The sequence below is a fragment of the Bacillus sp. FSL K6-1000 genome, assembly GCF_038630785.1.
GTDB lineage: Bacteria > Bacillota > Bacilli > Bacillales > Bacillaceae > Bacillus > Bacillus safensis.
On the sequence record NZ_CP152042.1, the window covers coordinates 3,747,514 to 3,764,816 of the forward strand.

Consider the following 17,303-nt stretch of genomic DNA (forward strand, 5'->3'; position numbering starts at 1 on the left):
AGATCAATTAGAATGGCAAATCATCATCGGAGATGTCAATCGGTTTACCATCGTTCGCAAATGGGTCATCATTGAAGCTATTTCCCTGATTACGATTTTGGTTGTTTTGATTGCCATATGGATTTTGACTTGGTTCATTTCCAAATGGATTCTGATCGTTTTGGCTGCCGCCATAATACTGGCCTCCGCTATTGCCACCGCCGCTGTATCCACCTGAACCAGCACCGCCGCTCTTAGGCTCAAGAAATTGAACACTTTCAGCTTGAACTTCTGTCACGAAGACACGCTGTCCTTGCTGATTTTCATAGTTTCTTGTCTGCAAACGACCGTCTACACCGGCAAGACTTCCTTTTTTCAAGAAATTAGCCACGTTCTCGGCTTGTCTTCTCCAAGTAACACAGTTAATGAAATCGGCTTCACGCTCTCCAGATTGATTCGTAAACGTACGATTCACAGCTAGAGTAAACGTGGCTACAGCCGCACCATTAGGCGTGTAGCGAAGCTCAGGGTCTTTTGTTAGTCTTCCGACCAATACAACACGGTTTAGCATATTGAAAGACCACCTTTAAATATATATTTCAATGATTTATACTTCTTCTTTAACAACAATGTGGCGAATGATATCGTCACTGATCTTAGCTAAGCGGTCAAATTCTTGAACTGCTGCAGCGTCAGATTGAACGTTTACGATTTGGTAGAAACCGTCACGGAAATCGTTGATTTCGTATGCAAGACGACGTTTACCCCAATCCTTTGTTCCAGTGATCTCCGCACCGTTAGAAGTTAACACGTTATTGAAACGCTCGATAACTGCTTTTTTAGCCTCATCGTCAACTGTTGGGCGGATGATGTACATAACTTCGTACTTTCTCATCTGATTGCACCTCCTTTTGGTCTAAGCGGCCCTAAACGGGCAAGGAGCAATAAATTATATTACTCACAATTGTATATTATAACAAATCACTTGGCCTATGACAAGAACCTATACGTTAAAACGGAAATGAATGACGTCTCCATCTTTCACTACATATTCTTTACCTTCTAGACGAACTTTCCCTGCTTCTTTAGCAGCAGACATGCTTCCGCCAGCTAGTAAATCCTCATACGCAACCGTTTCAGCACGAATAAATCCACGCTCGAAGTCTGTGTGGATGATTCCAGCACATTCTGGCGCTTTCATTCCTTTTTTAAATGTCCAAGCACGTACCTCTTGCTCACCTGCTGTGAAATACGTAGCTAATCCTAGAAGAGAATAAGATGCTCTAATTAGCTGATCAAGCCCAGACTCATTAATACCAAGCTCTTCAAGGAACATTTGCTTCTCTTCTCCTTCAAGCTCTGCAATTTCAGACTCGATCTTCGCACAAACGACGATGACTTCAGCGTTTTCACCAGAAGCAAACTCACGGATTTGCTGCACATATTCGTTGCCGTCATGATCCGCTACTTCATCCTCACTCACGTTTGCTACATAAAGAACTGGTTTAGATGTGAGTAAATGGAGCTGTTTCACAAGCTTTTGCTGCTCATCTGTAAATTCTACAGATCTTGCCGATTTCCCAGCTTCAAACGCGGTCATTAGCTTCGACAAAATCTCAAATTCAGCTACTGCTTCCTTGTCCTTTTGTTTTGCAAGCTTGCTCACACGAGCTAAACGCTTTTCAACTGTTTCTAAATCAGCCAAAATCAATTCGAGATTAATCGTTTCAATATCTGCAACAGGATCAACCTTACCAGCTACGTGTGTAATGTTATCGTCTGCAAAAGCTCTGACCACGTGACAAATCGCATCTACTTGACGAATATGAGAAAGGAATTTATTCCCTAAACCTTCACCTTTAGATGCACCTTTGACAATACCCGCAATATCAGTGAATTCGAAAGCAGTGGGAACTGTCTTTTTCGGCTGCACCAATTCTGTTAGCTTTTGTAAACGCTCGTCTGGAACTTCTACAATTCCGACGTTTGGATCAATGGTACAAAACGGATAGTTAGCAGACTCCGCTCCAGCCTGTGTAATTGCATTAAATAGCGTTGACTTCCCGACGTTAGGTAAGCCAACAATACCAGCTGTTAAAGCCATTCTTTCATCTCCTCTATATCAAACGTGCTCGTTATACTGCGTAATATGAACCTAGAGCAATTATAAGTAGGTTTACATGAAAAGACAAGCTAACCATCATGCATTTTCAATAGAAGAAACATCGTCAAAAAGAATAAATCAATGCTTCAAAACGGGAAATTGCACCTGGCTTTGCTGTAAAAAAGACAAATTTAATAAAAAAAAGCATGAGGCCTACTTACGCAGTTGGCTCCTCATGCTTGACGAGAATTTTCTTCATTTTTCGTTCAAAATCTCTTCTTGGGATCATCACGCTGTGTCCACAGCCTTCACATTTAATACGGATATCCATGCCCAAACGAATGACCTTCCACCGATTGGCACCACATGGATGGGGCTTTTTCATTTCAACAACATCATGTAACCCAAACACTTTGTCTGCCATCAGCCTTCACCTCTCTTGCTCACTTCATTGCATCTATTGTACAAAAAAACGGCGATGGAGGGCAATGCACAAAACAAAGAGTCTCTTTCAATCGTTCATCCTATTCTTTTTTAAAGAAAAAACCCTTCTTTTAGATCATTTTATTTGTGACCAATAGTTACTTAAATTCCGCTTTTTTTCAATATTGTCACAAACACTGTAGGTCAAAAGGTTTTTATTGGTAGAACGCGGTGGTTTTTCCATATTTTTTGATTTATGATATCTGCATAAATGTTATGTGAGGGAGCAGGTACGATGGTCAATCGAAAGGATAGATTAACTGATAAAGAATATAAAATCATATCCGATCATGCTGGAAATATCGACAATTACCAGCAGCACCATACGATAGAAATAGGTCAGCAAACACTCACTGTCCACGATTTTCTAAAAATCGATCAAAAATTATATGGTTTAACGATGCAGCCGGAACAATCAGACGAATTCATTGTCGCTTTTCACTGTCCGCTGCCACATCAAATGACGGTGACATCTAAGCAAGATGTACACAACGCTGCACAGTCATTGCTCAAAACAGATTATGCCTATCCAATTGAAAGAAAGTCCCTTGACAGCAATCAAGAACATGTCTTTTTTAAAGGGAAGGAATACATAGAGAAAGTCTGTCAGAAGCATCCGAATGCAGGTATACATCTCACTGGACAAGCACTTGCCGGTGCTGTTTGTGCTTATGTTGCAACAGAACAGCCAACTGTCAAAAAAGCCGTCACTTTTGACAGCCCAAATATATGGAGCAGTCTATCGCCTTCGATTCAGCAAAAGGCGCAGCAAGGTCAATATACACACATGTTGACTGAATATATTCAGCCTAGTCATTACGTCGGTTTACTCAATCGTCATGATCAAGGGGTTGGACAAGTCAAGTACACCGTACCGCCAAAGCAGCAAGGCTCAGTCCAAGAATCCGTTAAATACAAAAAAAGAGAAATAGACACCTTTTTAAAATCAGCTTTTGCATCTATGAATATAGAATGGAACGAATCCTTTGATACAAATGCTTTTTTAGCTCTCGTTTCAGGAGAATTTAAAGAAAATGGATATTCATTCCATCCGAATGGATCTGCCCGTATTTTAGATGAACAGCTTGATCATAATACAAGTTTTACAGCCATGCTGCTGCAAGAAATTCATTCTGGACGTGCATATGCACAAAGCGGACTTGAAATTATCATAAAATCCCATTTACTGAAAAATTCATCCTATGATCTGCAAAGTATTATTGAACATGAAGTACACACTGTATTTGAAAAAATCGATGGAATTGATGAAAGCGTAAAAGACGCCGTTCTTCATGTAAAACAAGAGCTCAAAGGACTCGTCGGCTTTGGCCACTATGATTTATTAAGTCATAGTGATGTGGAAGCACTCGTAGAGGAAGTGAGAATGGAACAGACCCATTCCTCCTTTTATTCACACGAAAAACAACTGAATGCCTTGTACACCCTGAGAGATTACGAACAAGAGCTTTCTACCCTTTCAAGACATATGTACACAATGGGTGATGACTACGCCAAGGCAGATAGACGCCTTGCGGTGCAAATGGGTATTCATTAAGAAAGGAGTCATCGCATGATCAATCAAAATAAACCTCCTAGTGACGCCCAGCGTTTCTTGCAAAATGTGAGTGCCCGCCGCTCCATGTCTGTATTTGAAAATCAATCGGCACCACACACACAAACACAGTCTCCTGAAGAAATTGCCGCCATTCAGGCCATGCGCAGAGAAGGACAGCGTAAGGATTTAAAACGGCTGCTCAAAATGCGGCTGCACGACGAATTAGCAAATACACGCGTGCACTTGGAGTATCAGTTGGCTAAAACAGAAGACATGATAAACCAGACGACCATTGTCAAACAACACATTTCCCAGCATTTAAAGGGACAGGCCATTTCTGAATTAGAGGATCGCCTCCAGCGTCTTAAACAAATGCCTGTCTACGATGACATCAAAGAAGCTATTGATTCAATTCAGATCAAATAAGCACAGCTCTTAAAAAGAGAGGTGCTTATTTTATTTTATCAATATAATTTTTAGGGCGAGAAAATATCTTTTTACTTAAAATCGGATACAGCATTAAACAGACGAGCAAATAAAGATTCAACAAACTATAAATTGGATACAAGAAAGCAATCAAATCAGCAAATCCAAGAGATGTTAAAGGTGCCATCAAAAGAAGCATTACCAATACAACCAGCCAGCGGGGCATTCGTACAAAAGAAAGCATCCGGCTGGATAATCCAAATAAACCTGCTGCCGTCGTCGTATAAATGGCTAGACAAAGGACAACCGTCATAAACACAAACAAAGACGCCGGCGCCCCTTCTAATACTGTAAACAAAGGAATTCCCTCTGCTGAAAGGCTTCCAGAAATATCAACCAGTATTTCGTTATACACATACGAGATGACACCAAAAATGAGACCGCTTAATATACTCGCCACTTTGGCTTCCCCAAGCCCCTTCATTTCTTTCCCAACCGAAGACAGCACTGCCACAACGGATAATATATTCAAAGAAGCAAAGACAATGCTGGCAGGCCAATTGTACTGCTGTCCAAAATCAATCCGCCACATATGATCATGGTTCATATAATAAAAAACAAACGCATAGATGAGCCCTGCCACCAAAATTGGTATAATGAAAGCATTCACAGATAAAAGCCCTTTCACATCCCAGAAAAAAATCATAAACGAAAACAAACAGAACGCGCCGATGCCAATCCAAAAAGGCACATGATACATCTCAAGAGTCACCCCGCCGCCGGCAATCATGACCGTCGTTGTCGTGAATAAATAAAGGACAATTAACACGTCATACACCTTAGCCAGCCATGGACCGACAAGCCGCTCCAGCACTGGCACAAAGTGATCGGCACGCACCTCATAACTGATTTTTAACACCACATAGGTAGACAGCATAAACATCAATGTAAACAGTAGAATGGCTAGTCCGCTATCAATGCCAAAAAACTGCCAAATTTCCTGGCCGGAAGCATATCCCGCTCCTATTAAGCTTCCTAAAATTAAAAGCGTCCACCTTGAACCAGCCTTCCACACAATCATCACCTCATAGGTATAGAATTAAGCTTGTTTCCGTATACTGTTACTAACTACTATGACAAGGAAGTGAGACCTATGAATAGCAAGAACGGTCTTTTTTTTAGAAATAGGGTGAAAGAATACGTGTCCCATACGGATACAAATGCCATTCAACAGCTTAAAAGTATTTTATTCTCGCATCTTCAGAAAGCAGGAAAAAGACCCGTTGCCATCGTTTGTATTGGAACAGACCGCTCAACTGGCGACTCTCTAGGTCCACTTGTTGGTACAAAGCTTTCAGGTCTAGATTTGAAAAAGCTTCATGTATATGGAACACTCTCTGATCCAGTGCATGCAGTCAATTTAAAAGAAAAACTCGCTGAAATTGAACAAGCTCATAAACACCCGTTTATTGTAGCGGTTGATGCCTGTTTAGGAAGAGTGAAAAGTGTCGGTTCCTTCCAAATTGGAGATGGCCCGTTAAAGCCTGGAGCTGGTGTGCAAAAAGAACTGCCAGAGGTAGGAGATATTCATATTAATGGAATCGTCAATGTGAGTGGTTTCATGGAATACTTCGTTCTCCAAAACACACGTCTTCATCTTGTCATGTCTATGGCCAATACACTTTCTGAAAGTCTATCTCACATTGACCAAATGGATTGGACGAGAGAAAAAAGCCGGTCTCTTTTTACACCTATTCAAAATATCACTGGGAGAATATAAAAAAGACCATCCTGTATCAAGATGGTCACTCTGATGATTCCCTCGTAGAAAGCAATTCAAGGATTCTTTCTAAATCTTCATTGGAGAGAAATTCAATTTCAATTTTCCCTTTTTTCTTTTGTTTCTTGATCGTCACGGAAGTACCAAAGTAGTTTTGTAAGAAAGACTCTCTTTCTTTCAAAACTCGATCCTTTGGTGCTTCTTTTTTCTTTGTTTCACGTGGAACATTTTCGTTTAACTGCTGCACAAGTTTCTCAACCTGGCGTACGTTTAATCCCTCATCCACGATTTTCTTTACTAAAGGCGCCAGCTTCTTTTTGTTTTTTAAGCTAAGCAATGTCCGGCCATGTCCCATTGATAACGTTCCATTTGCAATCAGCTTTTGTATGTCATCCGGTAAAGTCAACAGACGGAGATGGTTCGCAATATGCGGTCTGCTTTTCCCTAATCGCTTCGCTAATTCCTCTTGCGTCACACTTAGATGATCCAGCAAGGAAGCATACGCTTCGGCTTCCTCTAGTGGAGATAGATCCTCGCGCTGCAGGTTTTCTAAAAGGGCAATTTCTCTCATCAGAGTTTCTGAAAACTCTCGAACGATCGCAGGAATTGTTGTCAGACCAGCTTGTTGTGCCGCTCGAAAACGGCGCTCCCCTGCTACAATGTCATATCCTTTAATCGATTTACGAACAATGATTGGCTGTAAAACACCGTGCTGCTGAATCGATTCTTTCAGATCAGACAACGCATCATCATCAAACGTTTTCCTTGGCTGATACGGATTCGGGCGCAAATCCTTTAGTTTGATTTCTTCAACCGTTTCTTCATTTGAGTCTACGTTGTTAAATAGTGCATTAATACCCTTTCCAAGACCTTTAGCCATTCGCATCCACTTCCTTTGCTAAGTCTAAATAGACATCTGCACCTCTTGAACGTGGATCATACAAGATAATCGGCTTTCCATGACTTGGCGCTTCACTCAGCCTCACATTTCTAGGAATCACGGTTTGATAGACTTTATCTCTAAAGTACTTCTTCACTTCTTCGATAACCTGAATCCCAAGATTTGTTCTGGCATCAAGCATTGTCAGTAAGACACCTTCAATGGCTAAATCGGTATTTAAATGTTTCTGCACGAGACGAACTGTGTTTAACAATTGGCTCAATCCTTCAAGCGCATAATATTCGCACTGAACTGGTATTAAAACGGAATCAGAGGCAGTTAACGCATTAATCGTCAGTAGTCCAAGTGATGGCGGGCAGTCAATAATCATATAATCATAATTCTGCTTAACAGATTCAAGTGCTCTCTTCAGCCTCACTTCACGTGAGATTGTAGGCACAAGCTCTATTTCAGCCCCTGCAAGCTGTATCGTCGCAGGAATGACATCAAGATTCTCGACCTCTGTCGTCTTAATCACATCAAGAACATCTGCATCATCAACTAAAATATCGTACACACACTTCTCTACGTCGGCCTTCTCAATCCCAATACCACTCGTGGCATTGCCCTGCGGATCAATATCAACTAACAACACTCGTTTGCCTATGTATGCTAAACACGCACCCAAATTAACAGAAGTTGTCGTCTTCCCGACGCCGCCCTTCTGGTTGGTAATCGCTATGATTTTTCCCACGATGTCACCCACTTTCAACTTAACAAGTTTCTCATTCATTCATACTTCCTATTCTATCAAAAAAAGTATGAAACGTTTGCTTTTTTTGTTTCCCTATTATAAATTCGTCGGTGAATGTGCCTTTTCGTACATAAAAGGATGAATGAAAACACACCCAAAAAGTATATCGATATAGCTTTTTCAAGAAATAGACATGCTCAAAACCCTCACTTTCATCAAAAGTGAGGGTCACATGTCAAAAGTTTAATTCACCTATTTTACGGCCTTCACTCACAATGACCTTAGGAGTTACTGTTTTATAGCTTTTCTTTTTTAAAAATCCGTAGGGTGTCTTAATGGTAAAGTTCGCATGTCCCAATGCGTCCCCTGTTTTGCCATAGGCCTGCCACACAATCTTTGAACAATAAGTCGGATCCAGTGATTGAATGGACATGGTGATCGAGTAGCGAGCCTTCGGATGACCTTTCACATAATCGTGTGCCCATTCTCCTGCTAAATCTGCCTTTTCCTCTTGATTAATCCGAATTACCTTTGTATTGGCACTATAGCGAAACCAGTTATGAATGGAATCTAGTTGCGGATGCTGCCGTAACCCTGGAATAGAAGCATAGCTTTTCTCATTAATGACGATACCTGCATGTCCAACCAACCCCTTCACAGCATCAGTGGTTGTCACCAAAATATCTCCTTTTTTAGGGATAATATCGGTACCAGGATACGGCTTTCCTAAAAGGAGCTTGAGGGTGTGCGGCTTCTCATCCGTCACCAGCTCATCCTGCTTATTTTGTCGTAATCCATAGTTCTTCAAATCATCGTCAGCTGTAATCAAGTCGATCGAATCGTCGGAAGACACATAGTCTTGATTGAATTGCTGTACAGTCACATCTTTAGAAACAGCACCTTGCTCCTTCAGAACGTTCAATTCTTCGTTGGTCATCAAACTTTCATCCGCATGATGAGCCGTTGACGATTTCACAGCGTATATTGTCGCTTCATTTGAAAAAAGAGAAAAAGAAAATAGTAAATAACAAATAATGGCGAAAGTAGTCTTCTTCATTTTCATCAAGTAGTTGTCACCTCCTTCACACTTCTAAAATCATATTTTACCAATTTATAAATATAATGTATATTGAATGTGTGCTAGAAATAAGACAAAAAAAAGCTGACGAGTGGCGCTCATCAGCTTTTTTCTATTTAGGGATTCGAATTGTTAATTGGATATATTCCTCAAACTCTTCTTCCTCGGTATTTATCTTAAGTCCGCTGTCTTCTACCATGTGGAGAGACTGACGAATGGTATTCATCGCAATTCGTGTATCACGACTAAACGCCTTACGTTTTGGCTTCGGTTTGCGATCTGTTTTTTGTTCAAGCATCTTCACTACACGCTCTTCAGTCTGTTTCACATTCAACTGCTTTTCGATGATTTCCTGCAATAGCGCGATTTGTAATTCTGGAAGCTTTAGGGGCACAAGTGAACGTGCATGCCTTTCAGAGATTTTTTTCTCTAAAATGGCTTGTTGTACCTCTTCAGGCAACTTTAAAAGTCTTAATTTGTTTGCAACAGTTGATTGTCCCTTGCCTAAACGCTGAGCAAGCGCCTCTTGTGTTAAATCATGGAGCTCTAAAAGACGTGCATAAGCATGAGCCTCCTCAATAGCAGACAGCTCTTCTCTTTGCAAATTTTCAATCAATGCCACAGATGCCGTTTCCGTATCAGTAAAATCTTTTATAATAGCGGGGATTTTCTCCCATTGAAGAGTCTGTACCGCTCTCCAACGTCTTTCGCCGGCGATCAGTTCATATTTTCCTTCTTCTTCTGTTGGTCTAACAACAATCGGTTGGATAATGCCATGGGTATGAATCGTCGTGGCCAGCTCTTGTATCTTTTCTTCTGAAAAAATGGTGCGTGGCTGAAAACGGTTTGGCATAATTGTGTCGACCGGGAGCTCCTGTATCTCTTCCTTTAATGTATCATGCTCAGCAATCTCTGCCTCTATTTCGGTTTCACGCTCAGGATGTTCTTTGTCACCAAGCCCGAAGAAGCGTGAGAGTGAATGCTTCATGAACCTACACCACCTTTAAAAACTACCTTTTTATAATTCTATTTTCTCATGTTTTTTCCTTCTGTAAAATCATAAATATTGAAGAAAAACCGACCTTTTACATGATCAACCTTCTATTGGTGATTTATTAGGTGTTCCTGGTTTTCTAGGATATTTTTTTGGTGTTTGCTTTTTCTTTTCAATGACAATGATGTTCCGTTCGCTTTCTTCTAAAGGCAGAACAAAGGAATGCTTCTCAACAACCTCTCCTCCGAGGACTGTGACGGCTTTTTTCCCTGCTTGCATTTCTTCGTCAGCGGCAGATGCTTTTAAGGCAACAAACAATCCTTCCTTTTTCACTAGAGGCAGACAAAGTTCGCTCAAGACAGATAAACGTGCAACTGCTCTAGCAGTGACAAGATCATAGCTTTCACGCTTTTCCTTACGTTGTCCAAACGTTTCCGCACGATCATGATAAAAAGTAGTATCTTGTAAGTTTAATCCTTTTGCTAACTCATTGAGAAACGTAATTCGTTTCTGAAGAGAATCAACAATGGTCACATGTAGATGAGGGAAACAAATTTTAAGAGGAATGCTTGGAAAACCAGCACCAGCTCCAATATCACAAATCGTCGTCACTTTGTGAAAATCAATAAAAAATGCTGCTGATATTGAATCATAAAAATGCTTTAAATACACTTCTTCCTTTTCAGTAATGGACGTTAAATTCATTTTCTCGTTCCATTCTACAAGCATGCGGAAGTAGGTTTCAAATTGTTCAAGCTGCACAGGAGAAAGAGTGATCCCTTTCTCCTCTAGTGCTGCTGTAAATTGTTCAATGTTCATGCCGACATCCTTTCTATTCTGCTATCTTCGCAATACGCCCCTGCTCTAAATATACTAAAAGGATAGAAATATCAGCAGGGTTAACGCCTGAAATACGAGAAGCCTGTGCAACAGAAAGCGGTCGGACTTCTTTCAGCTTTTGTTTCGCTTCAGTTGCAATTCCTTTGATGGCGTCATAATCAATTCGGTCAGGAATCTTTTTGTTCTCCATCTTTTTCAGTTTTTCAACTTGCTGGAGTGACTTTTCAATATAACCTTCGTATTTAATTTGAATCTCTACCTGCTCACACACATCAGAAGGAAGCGGTGTTTCAGCAGGAGCTAATTTCACAACAGATTCATAGTTCATTTCTGGACGCTTCATCAAATCGCTTGCACGAATACCGTCCTTCAGCTCACTTCCACCGAGTGAACGAATAAATTCTTGAGTCTCTGCTGTTGGTTTAATGATGACAGAATATAAACGTTTTTTCTCTGCTTCGATGGCTTCTTTTTTCTGCTGGAATGACTGGAATCTTTCTTCAGAAATTAATCCAATTTGATACCCAAGTTCAGTTAATCTTAAATCAGCATTGTCATGACGTAGAAGTAGACGATACTCAGCACGTGATGTCAAGAGACGGTACGGTTCATTTGTTCCTTTTGTGACAAGGTCATCGATGAGAACACCGATATATGCATCAGATCGGCTTAAAATGACTTCTTCTTTACCCAATGCTTTTCTTCCTGCATTAATACCTGCCATAATCCCTTGACCTGCTGCTTCCTCATAACCAGACGTACCATTAATTTGGCCAGCTGTATATAATCCAGAAATTTTCTTCGTCTCAAGTGTAGGCCACAATTGAGTAGGTACAATCGCATCATACTCGATGGCATAACCCGCTCTCATCATTTGTACATTCTCGAGTCCTGGGATGGTTGAAAGCATGCGCTGCTGTACATCCTCCGGAAGACTTGTAGACAAGCCTTGAACATAAACTTCCTGTGTATTACGACCTTCTGGCTCTAAGAAAATTTGATGTCTCGGTTTATCATTGAAACGCACCACTTTATCTTCGATGGACGGGCAGTATCTAGGGCCAGTTCCTTTAATCATACCTGAATACATTGGAGAACGGTGTAGATTCTCATCAATTATTTGATGAGTCTCTAAACTCGTGTATGTTAGCCAGCATGGCAGCTGGTCAGTAATATATTCAACCGTTTCATAGGAGAATGCCCGCGGGACATCATCACCTGGTTGAATTTCTGTTTTACTATAGTCAATCGAGTGGCTATTCACTCGAGGAGGTGTTCCTGTTTTAAAACGAACCAAATCAAATCCTAGTTCTGCTAAATGATCCGATAATTTAATAGAAGGCTGCTGGTTATTTGGACCGCTTGAATACGAAAGGTCTCCTAAAATAATGCGGCCTTTCAAGAAAGTCCCTGTTGTTAATACAACAGACTTCGCACGATAGTTCGCCCCTGTTTGAGTAACAACACCTTTACATTCATCATCTTCTACAATTAAATGATCTACCATACCTTGCAACATTGTCAGGTTTGGTTCATTTTCCATTGTTTTTTTCATTTCATGCTGATATTGGAACTTATCTGCTTGCGCTCTTAACGCACGGACAGCAGGTCCTTTCCCCGTATTCAGCATGCGCATTTGAATATGCGTCTTATCTATATTTCGTGCCATTTCTCCGCCTAGAGCATCAATTTCTCTGACGACAATCCCTTTTGCGGGGCCGCCTACGGACGGATTACATGGCATAAAAGCAACCATATCGAGGTTGATAGTCAATACAAGTGTTTTGGCGCCCTGTCTTGCAGATGCAAGAGCAGCCTCAACTCCAGCATGACCGGCACCCACGACGATTACGTCATAATTGCCAGCTTCATAACCCATTTCTTATGTTCCTCCCTTTACTTTCCTAAACAGAATTGAGAGAATAACTGATCAATCAAGCTTTCATGAACAGCATCCCCAATAATTTCACCCAGCTGTTCCCAGCAGCGTGTTAAATCTATTTGAACTATGTCGATCGGTACGTCCATTTCAATTCCTTCAAGAGCATCCTCAATGGATTGTTTTGCTGCCTGAAGGAGCGCAATATGCCTTGTGTTACTTACATACGTTAAATCTCCACTTTCAATTGAACCCGTGAAGAATAGTGATTGAATCGCAATTTCAAGCTCATCAATCCCCTTTTCTTGTAATAATGATGTCGTAACCACCGGACGATCCTTCGCTAACTGCTTGACCTTTTCAATATCAAGCTTAGGCTCAAGATCTGTCTTATTCACGATCACGATGATATCCATGCCTGAGACGGCCTCAAATAGTTTGATATCCTCTTCTGACAATTCCTCGCTATAATTGAGCACAAGTAAAATCAGGTCAGCTTCTTTTAAGACCTGTCTTGATCGTTCAACCCCTATACGCTCAACAATGTCCTCCGTCTCACGTATACCCGCAGTATCGACTAAACGAAGCGGTACACCTCTAACATTTACATATTCCTCAATGACATCTCTCGTTGTTCCAGGAATATCCGTTACAATCGCTTTTGTTTCCTGTACAAGACTATTCAACAAGGAAGACTTCCCAACATTCGGTCTCCCAATAATGACAGTGGATAAGCCCTCGCGAAGTATTTTCCCCTGCTGAGACGTCGTTAGCAGTGACTCAATTTCCTTTTTCACTGATGTTGCCTTTTCAACTAAAACCCGATGCGTCATTTCTTCAACATCGTCATACTCAGGATAGTCAATATTGACTTCAACTTGGGCCAAAGTTTCCAATATCTCGCCGCGAAGTCGTTTAATCAAACCGGAGAGGCGTCCCTCCATTTGAGTAATCGCTACATTCATCGCACGATCTGTCTTTGCGCGAATCAAATCCATTACCGCTTCAGCCTGTGAAAGATCAATTCTTCCATTTAAGAAAGCTCGTTTTGTAAACTCACCAGGCTCTGCTAATCTTGCTCCTTCTCTTAAAGCAAGCTGCAATACTTTATTGACCGTTACAATTCCGCCATGGCAGTTAATCTCAATAACGTCTTCTCTCGTAAATGTTTTTGGCGCTCTTAATACTGACACCATGACCTCTTCTATTACTTGCTCAGTGCTAGAATCCACAATATGACCATAATGAATCGTATGAGAATCCACCGATATAAGTTTTTTCTCCTTAGGACCTTTATACATCCGATCAGCAATCTGTACCGCATCAGGCCCGCTTAAACGAATAATCGCAATTGCTCCTTCACCCATCGGCGTAGAAATTGCTGCAATTGTATCCATCACTCATTCACCTCTTTCTCTACTGAATAAACAGTCTGTTATCTATTAAATGGACAATGTCCATCTCTATATCAAAAACGCTTAATCCAAAATTTAAAGATACCATAAATGAAAGCGAAGTGAAAGTATCCCATATCTAATTATCCACAGCTTTGCATCTTATCTATTTTAACACTTAACTTATCCACATGTGAATAACGACGTTTGAAACTTGTCTTCACATCTTACACCTAAATCCAATAAATTTAAACGCCCTGACCCCTTTACTTACTTGTTAAAATGGCGTTTTACACTCATATCTCACACTTAATTTTTAGAAATAAAGGATGAATCATCTATAAAAAGCAATTTTTCAATAAAAAAAGACTAAAATCCAGCTTTGCTGAATCTTAGCCTTTCTGCTATTTTTTATACAACACCACAACATGACGCTTGCTGCCTGTATCTTCAGATGCTGTTGCAAGTTCTTTAGAGAATGCAGCAATCGCATCATGAACAATTTTTCGTTCATTCGAAGGCATTGGTTCTAAATGAACCTTTCTCTTCGTTTTTAATACCCGTTTTGCTGTTTTGACGGCATATTGTTCAAGTGCTTCTTGTCGTTTCTTCCTATAATCGCCAATATCAATTGTTATATGATGATACTGATCAGAATAACGATTAAACACTAGCTGTACCAGAGTTTCTAAAGAGTACAATGTTTGGCCTCTTTTTCCAATCATTAATGACGTTTTATCTCCATCAATGTGGAAAGAAATCTTTTTCGGTTCCTGTTTGGAAGTAATTTTTGCTTTAGGATCAATAGACTTAACAATTTTATCTAAATACTGTGTAGCTAATTTAAGTGCATTTATCTTTTCTACTAACTTAACCACAGCTTGTCTTTTACCAAATAATCCCAAAAACCCTTTATTTCCTTCATCTACTATTGTGATTTCTACTTCTTCTTGTAGTAGCTGAATTTGTTTAAGTCCGGAATCTACTGCTTCTTCGATTGTGCGACCGACAGCAGTTATTTCCTTCATTTTTTATTCCCGCCAGCTTTTTCTTTTGTATCTACTTTTACTTGAGGTGTTTTAATCACCAATGTTTGAATGATCATGAAAATGTTACCTACAACCCAGTACAATGAAAGTGCTGCTGGGAAACTAATTGCAAACACAACGATCATAATTGGCATCACCCATAACATGATAGCCATTTGAGGGTTGTCCGAAGGATTTCCAGCCATCATCAGCTTTTGCTGAATGAAAGTAGCTACACCCGCAATAATCGGTAGTAGGAACAATGGATCTGGGCTGCCTAAGTCAAACCATAAGAATGTATGCTTTTTAATTTCTGCTGTTCTCATAATTGCATGATAGAAACCAATAAGGATTGGCATTTGAATTAAAATTGGGAAACAGCCTGCTAACGGATTGACGCCATTTTTTTGAAAAAGGGCCATTGTTTCCTGCTGAAGCTGCTGCTGTGTTTTTTGATCTTTAGAGCTATATTTTTCACGAAGCTTTTTCAATTCAGGCTGTAATGCTTGCATCGCTTTTGTACTTCTTAACTGTTTAATCATTAATGGTAAAATAAGCAAGCGAATTAATAGTGTCACAATAATAATCGCTACACCATAGTTTTCACCAGTTAAGTTTGCCATGTACGTGATTAATTGAGATAGCGGGTAAACAATATAAGAATTCCAGAATCCCTTACTATCTGATGTAATTGGTTCATTGATCTGTGTACATCCTGCCAATAAAACCAATACGCCAATCAAGCTAAATATTAGTAATAATCGCCTTTTCAACAAGATTCCTCCCATTACTTCAAACTTTATTTAAGTTGGAATTGATTAAGAAAGTGACTCACCTAATCAGTATGGTAACATTTTTTCTTTGCAAAGTGGTGGTTTCATTTTAATTCACTAGATGAAGGAAGCGCTTTTAAAAATTGATTCAACGAAAGTTTCTATTACGAAGACTTTTTCGGTTGTTGTTGATAAACAGCGGATTTTCTAAATAAATGTTGGAGAGACTTCTTTGTTTCTTCAAAGGTCAATTCACTCGCTGGTTTTCGTGCAATGACTATGTAGTCTTTTTCTTGCTTTAACTTATGACCTTCCTCTAAAAACACCTGACGGATCAGTCGTTTAATTCGGTTTCTTATCACTGCATTACCAATCTTCTTACTGACAGACAATCCTAAACGCAGTTCATCTTGATTTGGCTGATCCAGCTGGTAAATAACGAATTGGCGATTTGCCATTGATTGACCTTTTTTGAACACCTTTTGAAACTCTTCATTTTTTTTTAGCCTGTTTCGCTTCTTCATGTTTTCTTCCACTCCGATAAAAACTGACAGTTCATTTACGATTCTATGTAAAAAAGACCACTGACATTATTCAGTGGCCTAAGCTGATAATTTTTTTCTACCTTTGCTGCGGCGTCGCTTTAAAACTAGACGTCCGTTTTTAGTACTCATACGGCTGCGGAAGCCATGAACTTTACTACGCTTACGGTTATTTGGTTGAAACGTTCTTTTCATTTATGACACCTCCCTGAGGAATAGCTGTTTAAGACAGTCTAACTCATTATATTTGTGTAACCCATCGATTGTCAATATCAATGATAAAACTCTTATTATCAACCTTATAAGCATAACATAAGTTATCAAACGAAGAAACCTTCTTTTTTAGTTTCCAGCATTTTATTCTTTTTTTCCTCCTAAAAGACCTTCAAAACATGGATGTGGATATTTTTCCGGCATATTTAGACTATCCACACCCATTATCGACATTTTTTTCACACAAATAACCGATGTGGATAATTATTTTTCAACAGATGTAAAGTGTGTGGATAAGTTTGTGACACCCATTGCACCATCTTGTTTATTTTGATATTATATTTGTGTTTTAACTCTTAATTACTTATCTGGCCCATTTATATTATCCACAAATTGTGGATAACCTGTGGAAAGTTATTACACAGCCTGTTGAATTGTTTATCCACAGCTTGTGTAATTTGTCGAAAAGACGTTTTTCTACTATATTAATTGTTTTCAACAATGTATGTGCACGAATGGTGATGACCATTTGCTCTTTTTCGTGTTCTATAACAGTTTGATACTGGTCATTTTAAAAAGAAAAGGAGGGGGGAGAGGCCTT

The 17,303-nt window shown here is 39.8% G+C and carries 19 protein-coding genes; 3 read left to right on the plus strand and 16 right to left on the minus strand.

The window, feature by feature from the left end; genetic code table 11:
* Nucleotides 1–7: 7 nt before the first annotated feature.
* From ssbA to MHI46_RS19420, 4 genes are all read right to left on the minus strand, one after another.
* Nucleotides 8–550: a single-stranded DNA-binding protein SsbA gene (gene ssbA / locus MHI46_RS19405; RefSeq protein ID WP_007497456.1), complete on the minus strand. Its 543-nt coding sequence runs from the start codon at nt 548–550 to the stop codon at nt 8–10.
* Between the two features lie 36 nt (nt 551–586).
* Complete coding sequence (gene rpsF / locus MHI46_RS19410) at nt 587–874, minus strand: 30S ribosomal protein S6 (protein WP_024424058.1); 288 nt, start codon at nt 872–874, stop codon at nt 587–589.
* A 108-nt stretch (nt 875–982) separates the two neighbouring features.
* A complete protein-coding gene (ychF, locus tag MHI46_RS19415; protein WP_058837887.1) occupies nt 983–2,083 on the minus strand; it encodes a redox-regulated ATPase YchF in 1,101 nt (366 codons plus the stop codon).
* Between the two features lie 217 nt (nt 2,084–2,300).
* Nucleotides 2,301–2,507 carry a DUF951 domain-containing protein gene (locus MHI46_RS19420; RefSeq protein WP_025093670.1) on the minus strand — a complete coding sequence of 69 codons (207 nt, stop codon included), beginning with the start codon at nt 2,505–2,507 and terminating at the stop codon, nt 2,301–2,303.
* A 294-nt stretch (nt 2,508–2,801) separates the two neighbouring features.
* Between MHI46_RS19420 and MHI46_RS19425 the strand changes: the two genes are divergently transcribed.
* Entirely contained in the window at nt 2,802–4,121 is a 1,320-nt protein-coding gene (locus tag MHI46_RS19425) for a hydrolase (RefSeq protein WP_342503041.1), read from the plus strand.
* A gap of 15 nt (nt 4,122–4,136) precedes the next feature.
* Nucleotides 4,137–4,547: a hypothetical protein gene (locus tag MHI46_RS19430; RefSeq protein ID WP_039182926.1), complete on the plus strand. Its 411-nt coding sequence runs from the start codon at nt 4,137–4,139 to the stop codon at nt 4,545–4,547.
* A gap of 25 nt (nt 4,548–4,572) precedes the next feature.
* Here the strand turns inward: MHI46_RS19430 and MHI46_RS19435 are convergent, their stop codons facing one another.
* Nucleotides 4,573–5,628 carry a hypothetical protein gene (locus tag MHI46_RS19435; protein WP_080967203.1) on the minus strand — a complete coding sequence of 352 codons (1,056 nt, stop codon included), beginning with the start codon at nt 5,626–5,628 and terminating at the stop codon, nt 4,573–4,575.
* A 72-nt stretch (nt 5,629–5,700) separates the two neighbouring features.
* Between MHI46_RS19435 and yyaC the strand changes: the two genes are divergently transcribed.
* Nucleotides 5,701–6,327, plus strand: coding sequence for a spore protease YyaC (yyaC, locus tag MHI46_RS19440; RefSeq protein ID WP_024424063.1), 627 nt, complete (start codon nt 5,701–5,703; stop codon nt 6,325–6,327).
* A 25-nt stretch (nt 6,328–6,352) separates the two neighbouring features.
* Here yyaC and MHI46_RS19445 read toward each other — a convergent pair whose 3' ends face one another.
* The 11 genes from MHI46_RS19445 to rpmH form a co-directional block, all read right to left on the minus strand.
* The gene (locus tag MHI46_RS19445; protein ID WP_024424064.1) at nt 6,353–7,207 is read right to left on the minus strand and encodes a ParB/RepB/Spo0J family partition protein; all 855 of its coding nucleotides are present in this window, start codon (nt 7,205–7,207) and stop codon (nt 6,353–6,355) included.
* Nucleotides 7,200–7,961, minus strand: a complete 762-nt coding sequence (gene soj, locus MHI46_RS19450; protein WP_008360890.1) for a sporulation initiation inhibitor protein Soj — start codon at nt 7,959–7,961, stop codon at nt 7,200–7,202. Before soj ends, MHI46_RS19445 begins: the two co-directional genes overlap by 8 nt.
* 235 nt (nt 7,962–8,196) lie before the next feature.
* A complete protein-coding gene (locus MHI46_RS19455; protein WP_106025640.1) occupies nt 8,197–9,024 on the minus strand; it encodes an orthopoxovirus pf05708 family protein in 828 nt (275 codons plus the stop codon).
* Between the two features lie 127 nt (nt 9,025–9,151).
* Nucleotides 9,152–10,027: a nucleoid occlusion protein gene (noc, locus tag MHI46_RS19460; protein ID WP_039182930.1), complete on the minus strand. Its 876-nt coding sequence runs from the start codon at nt 10,025–10,027 to the stop codon at nt 9,152–9,154.
* A 105-nt stretch (nt 10,028–10,132) separates the two neighbouring features.
* On the minus strand, nt 10,133–10,852 hold the full coding sequence (gene rsmG, locus MHI46_RS19465) for a 16S rRNA (guanine(527)-N(7))-methyltransferase RsmG (RefSeq protein ID WP_024424068.1): 720 nt from the start codon (nt 10,850–10,852) through the stop codon (nt 10,133–10,135).
* 13 nt (nt 10,853–10,865) lie between these two features.
* Entirely contained in the window at nt 10,866–12,752 is a 1,887-nt protein-coding gene (gene mnmG / locus MHI46_RS19470; RefSeq protein ID WP_039182934.1) for a tRNA uridine-5-carboxymethylaminomethyl(34) synthesis enzyme MnmG, read from the minus strand.
* 17 nt (nt 12,753–12,769) lie between these two features.
* Nucleotides 12,770–14,149 (minus strand): tRNA uridine-5-carboxymethylaminomethyl(34) synthesis GTPase MnmE, encoded by a 1,380-nt coding sequence (mnmE, locus tag MHI46_RS19475; RefSeq protein ID WP_064498805.1) that lies wholly within the window; start codon nt 14,147–14,149, stop codon nt 12,770–12,772.
* 401 nt (nt 14,150–14,550) lie between these two features.
* Nucleotides 14,551–15,174, minus strand: coding sequence for an RNA-binding cell elongation regulator Jag/EloR (gene jag / locus MHI46_RS19480; RefSeq protein WP_064498806.1), 624 nt, complete (start codon nt 15,172–15,174; stop codon nt 14,551–14,553).
* A complete protein-coding gene (gene spoIIIJ / locus MHI46_RS19485; RefSeq protein ID WP_087976621.1) occupies nt 15,171–15,953 on the minus strand; it encodes a YidC family membrane integrase SpoIIIJ in 783 nt (260 codons plus the stop codon). The genes jag and spoIIIJ overlap by 4 nt, the downstream gene beginning before the upstream one ends.
* Nucleotides 15,954–16,111: 158 nt before the next feature.
* A complete protein-coding gene (rnpA, locus tag MHI46_RS19490; RefSeq protein ID WP_008360906.1) occupies nt 16,112–16,471 on the minus strand; it encodes a ribonuclease P protein component in 360 nt (119 codons plus the stop codon).
* A gap of 78 nt (nt 16,472–16,549) precedes the next feature.
* Entirely contained in the window at nt 16,550–16,684 is a 135-nt protein-coding gene (gene rpmH / locus MHI46_RS19495; RefSeq protein ID WP_073208224.1) for a 50S ribosomal protein L34, read from the minus strand.
* Nucleotides 16,685–17,303: the final 619 nt, after the last annotated feature.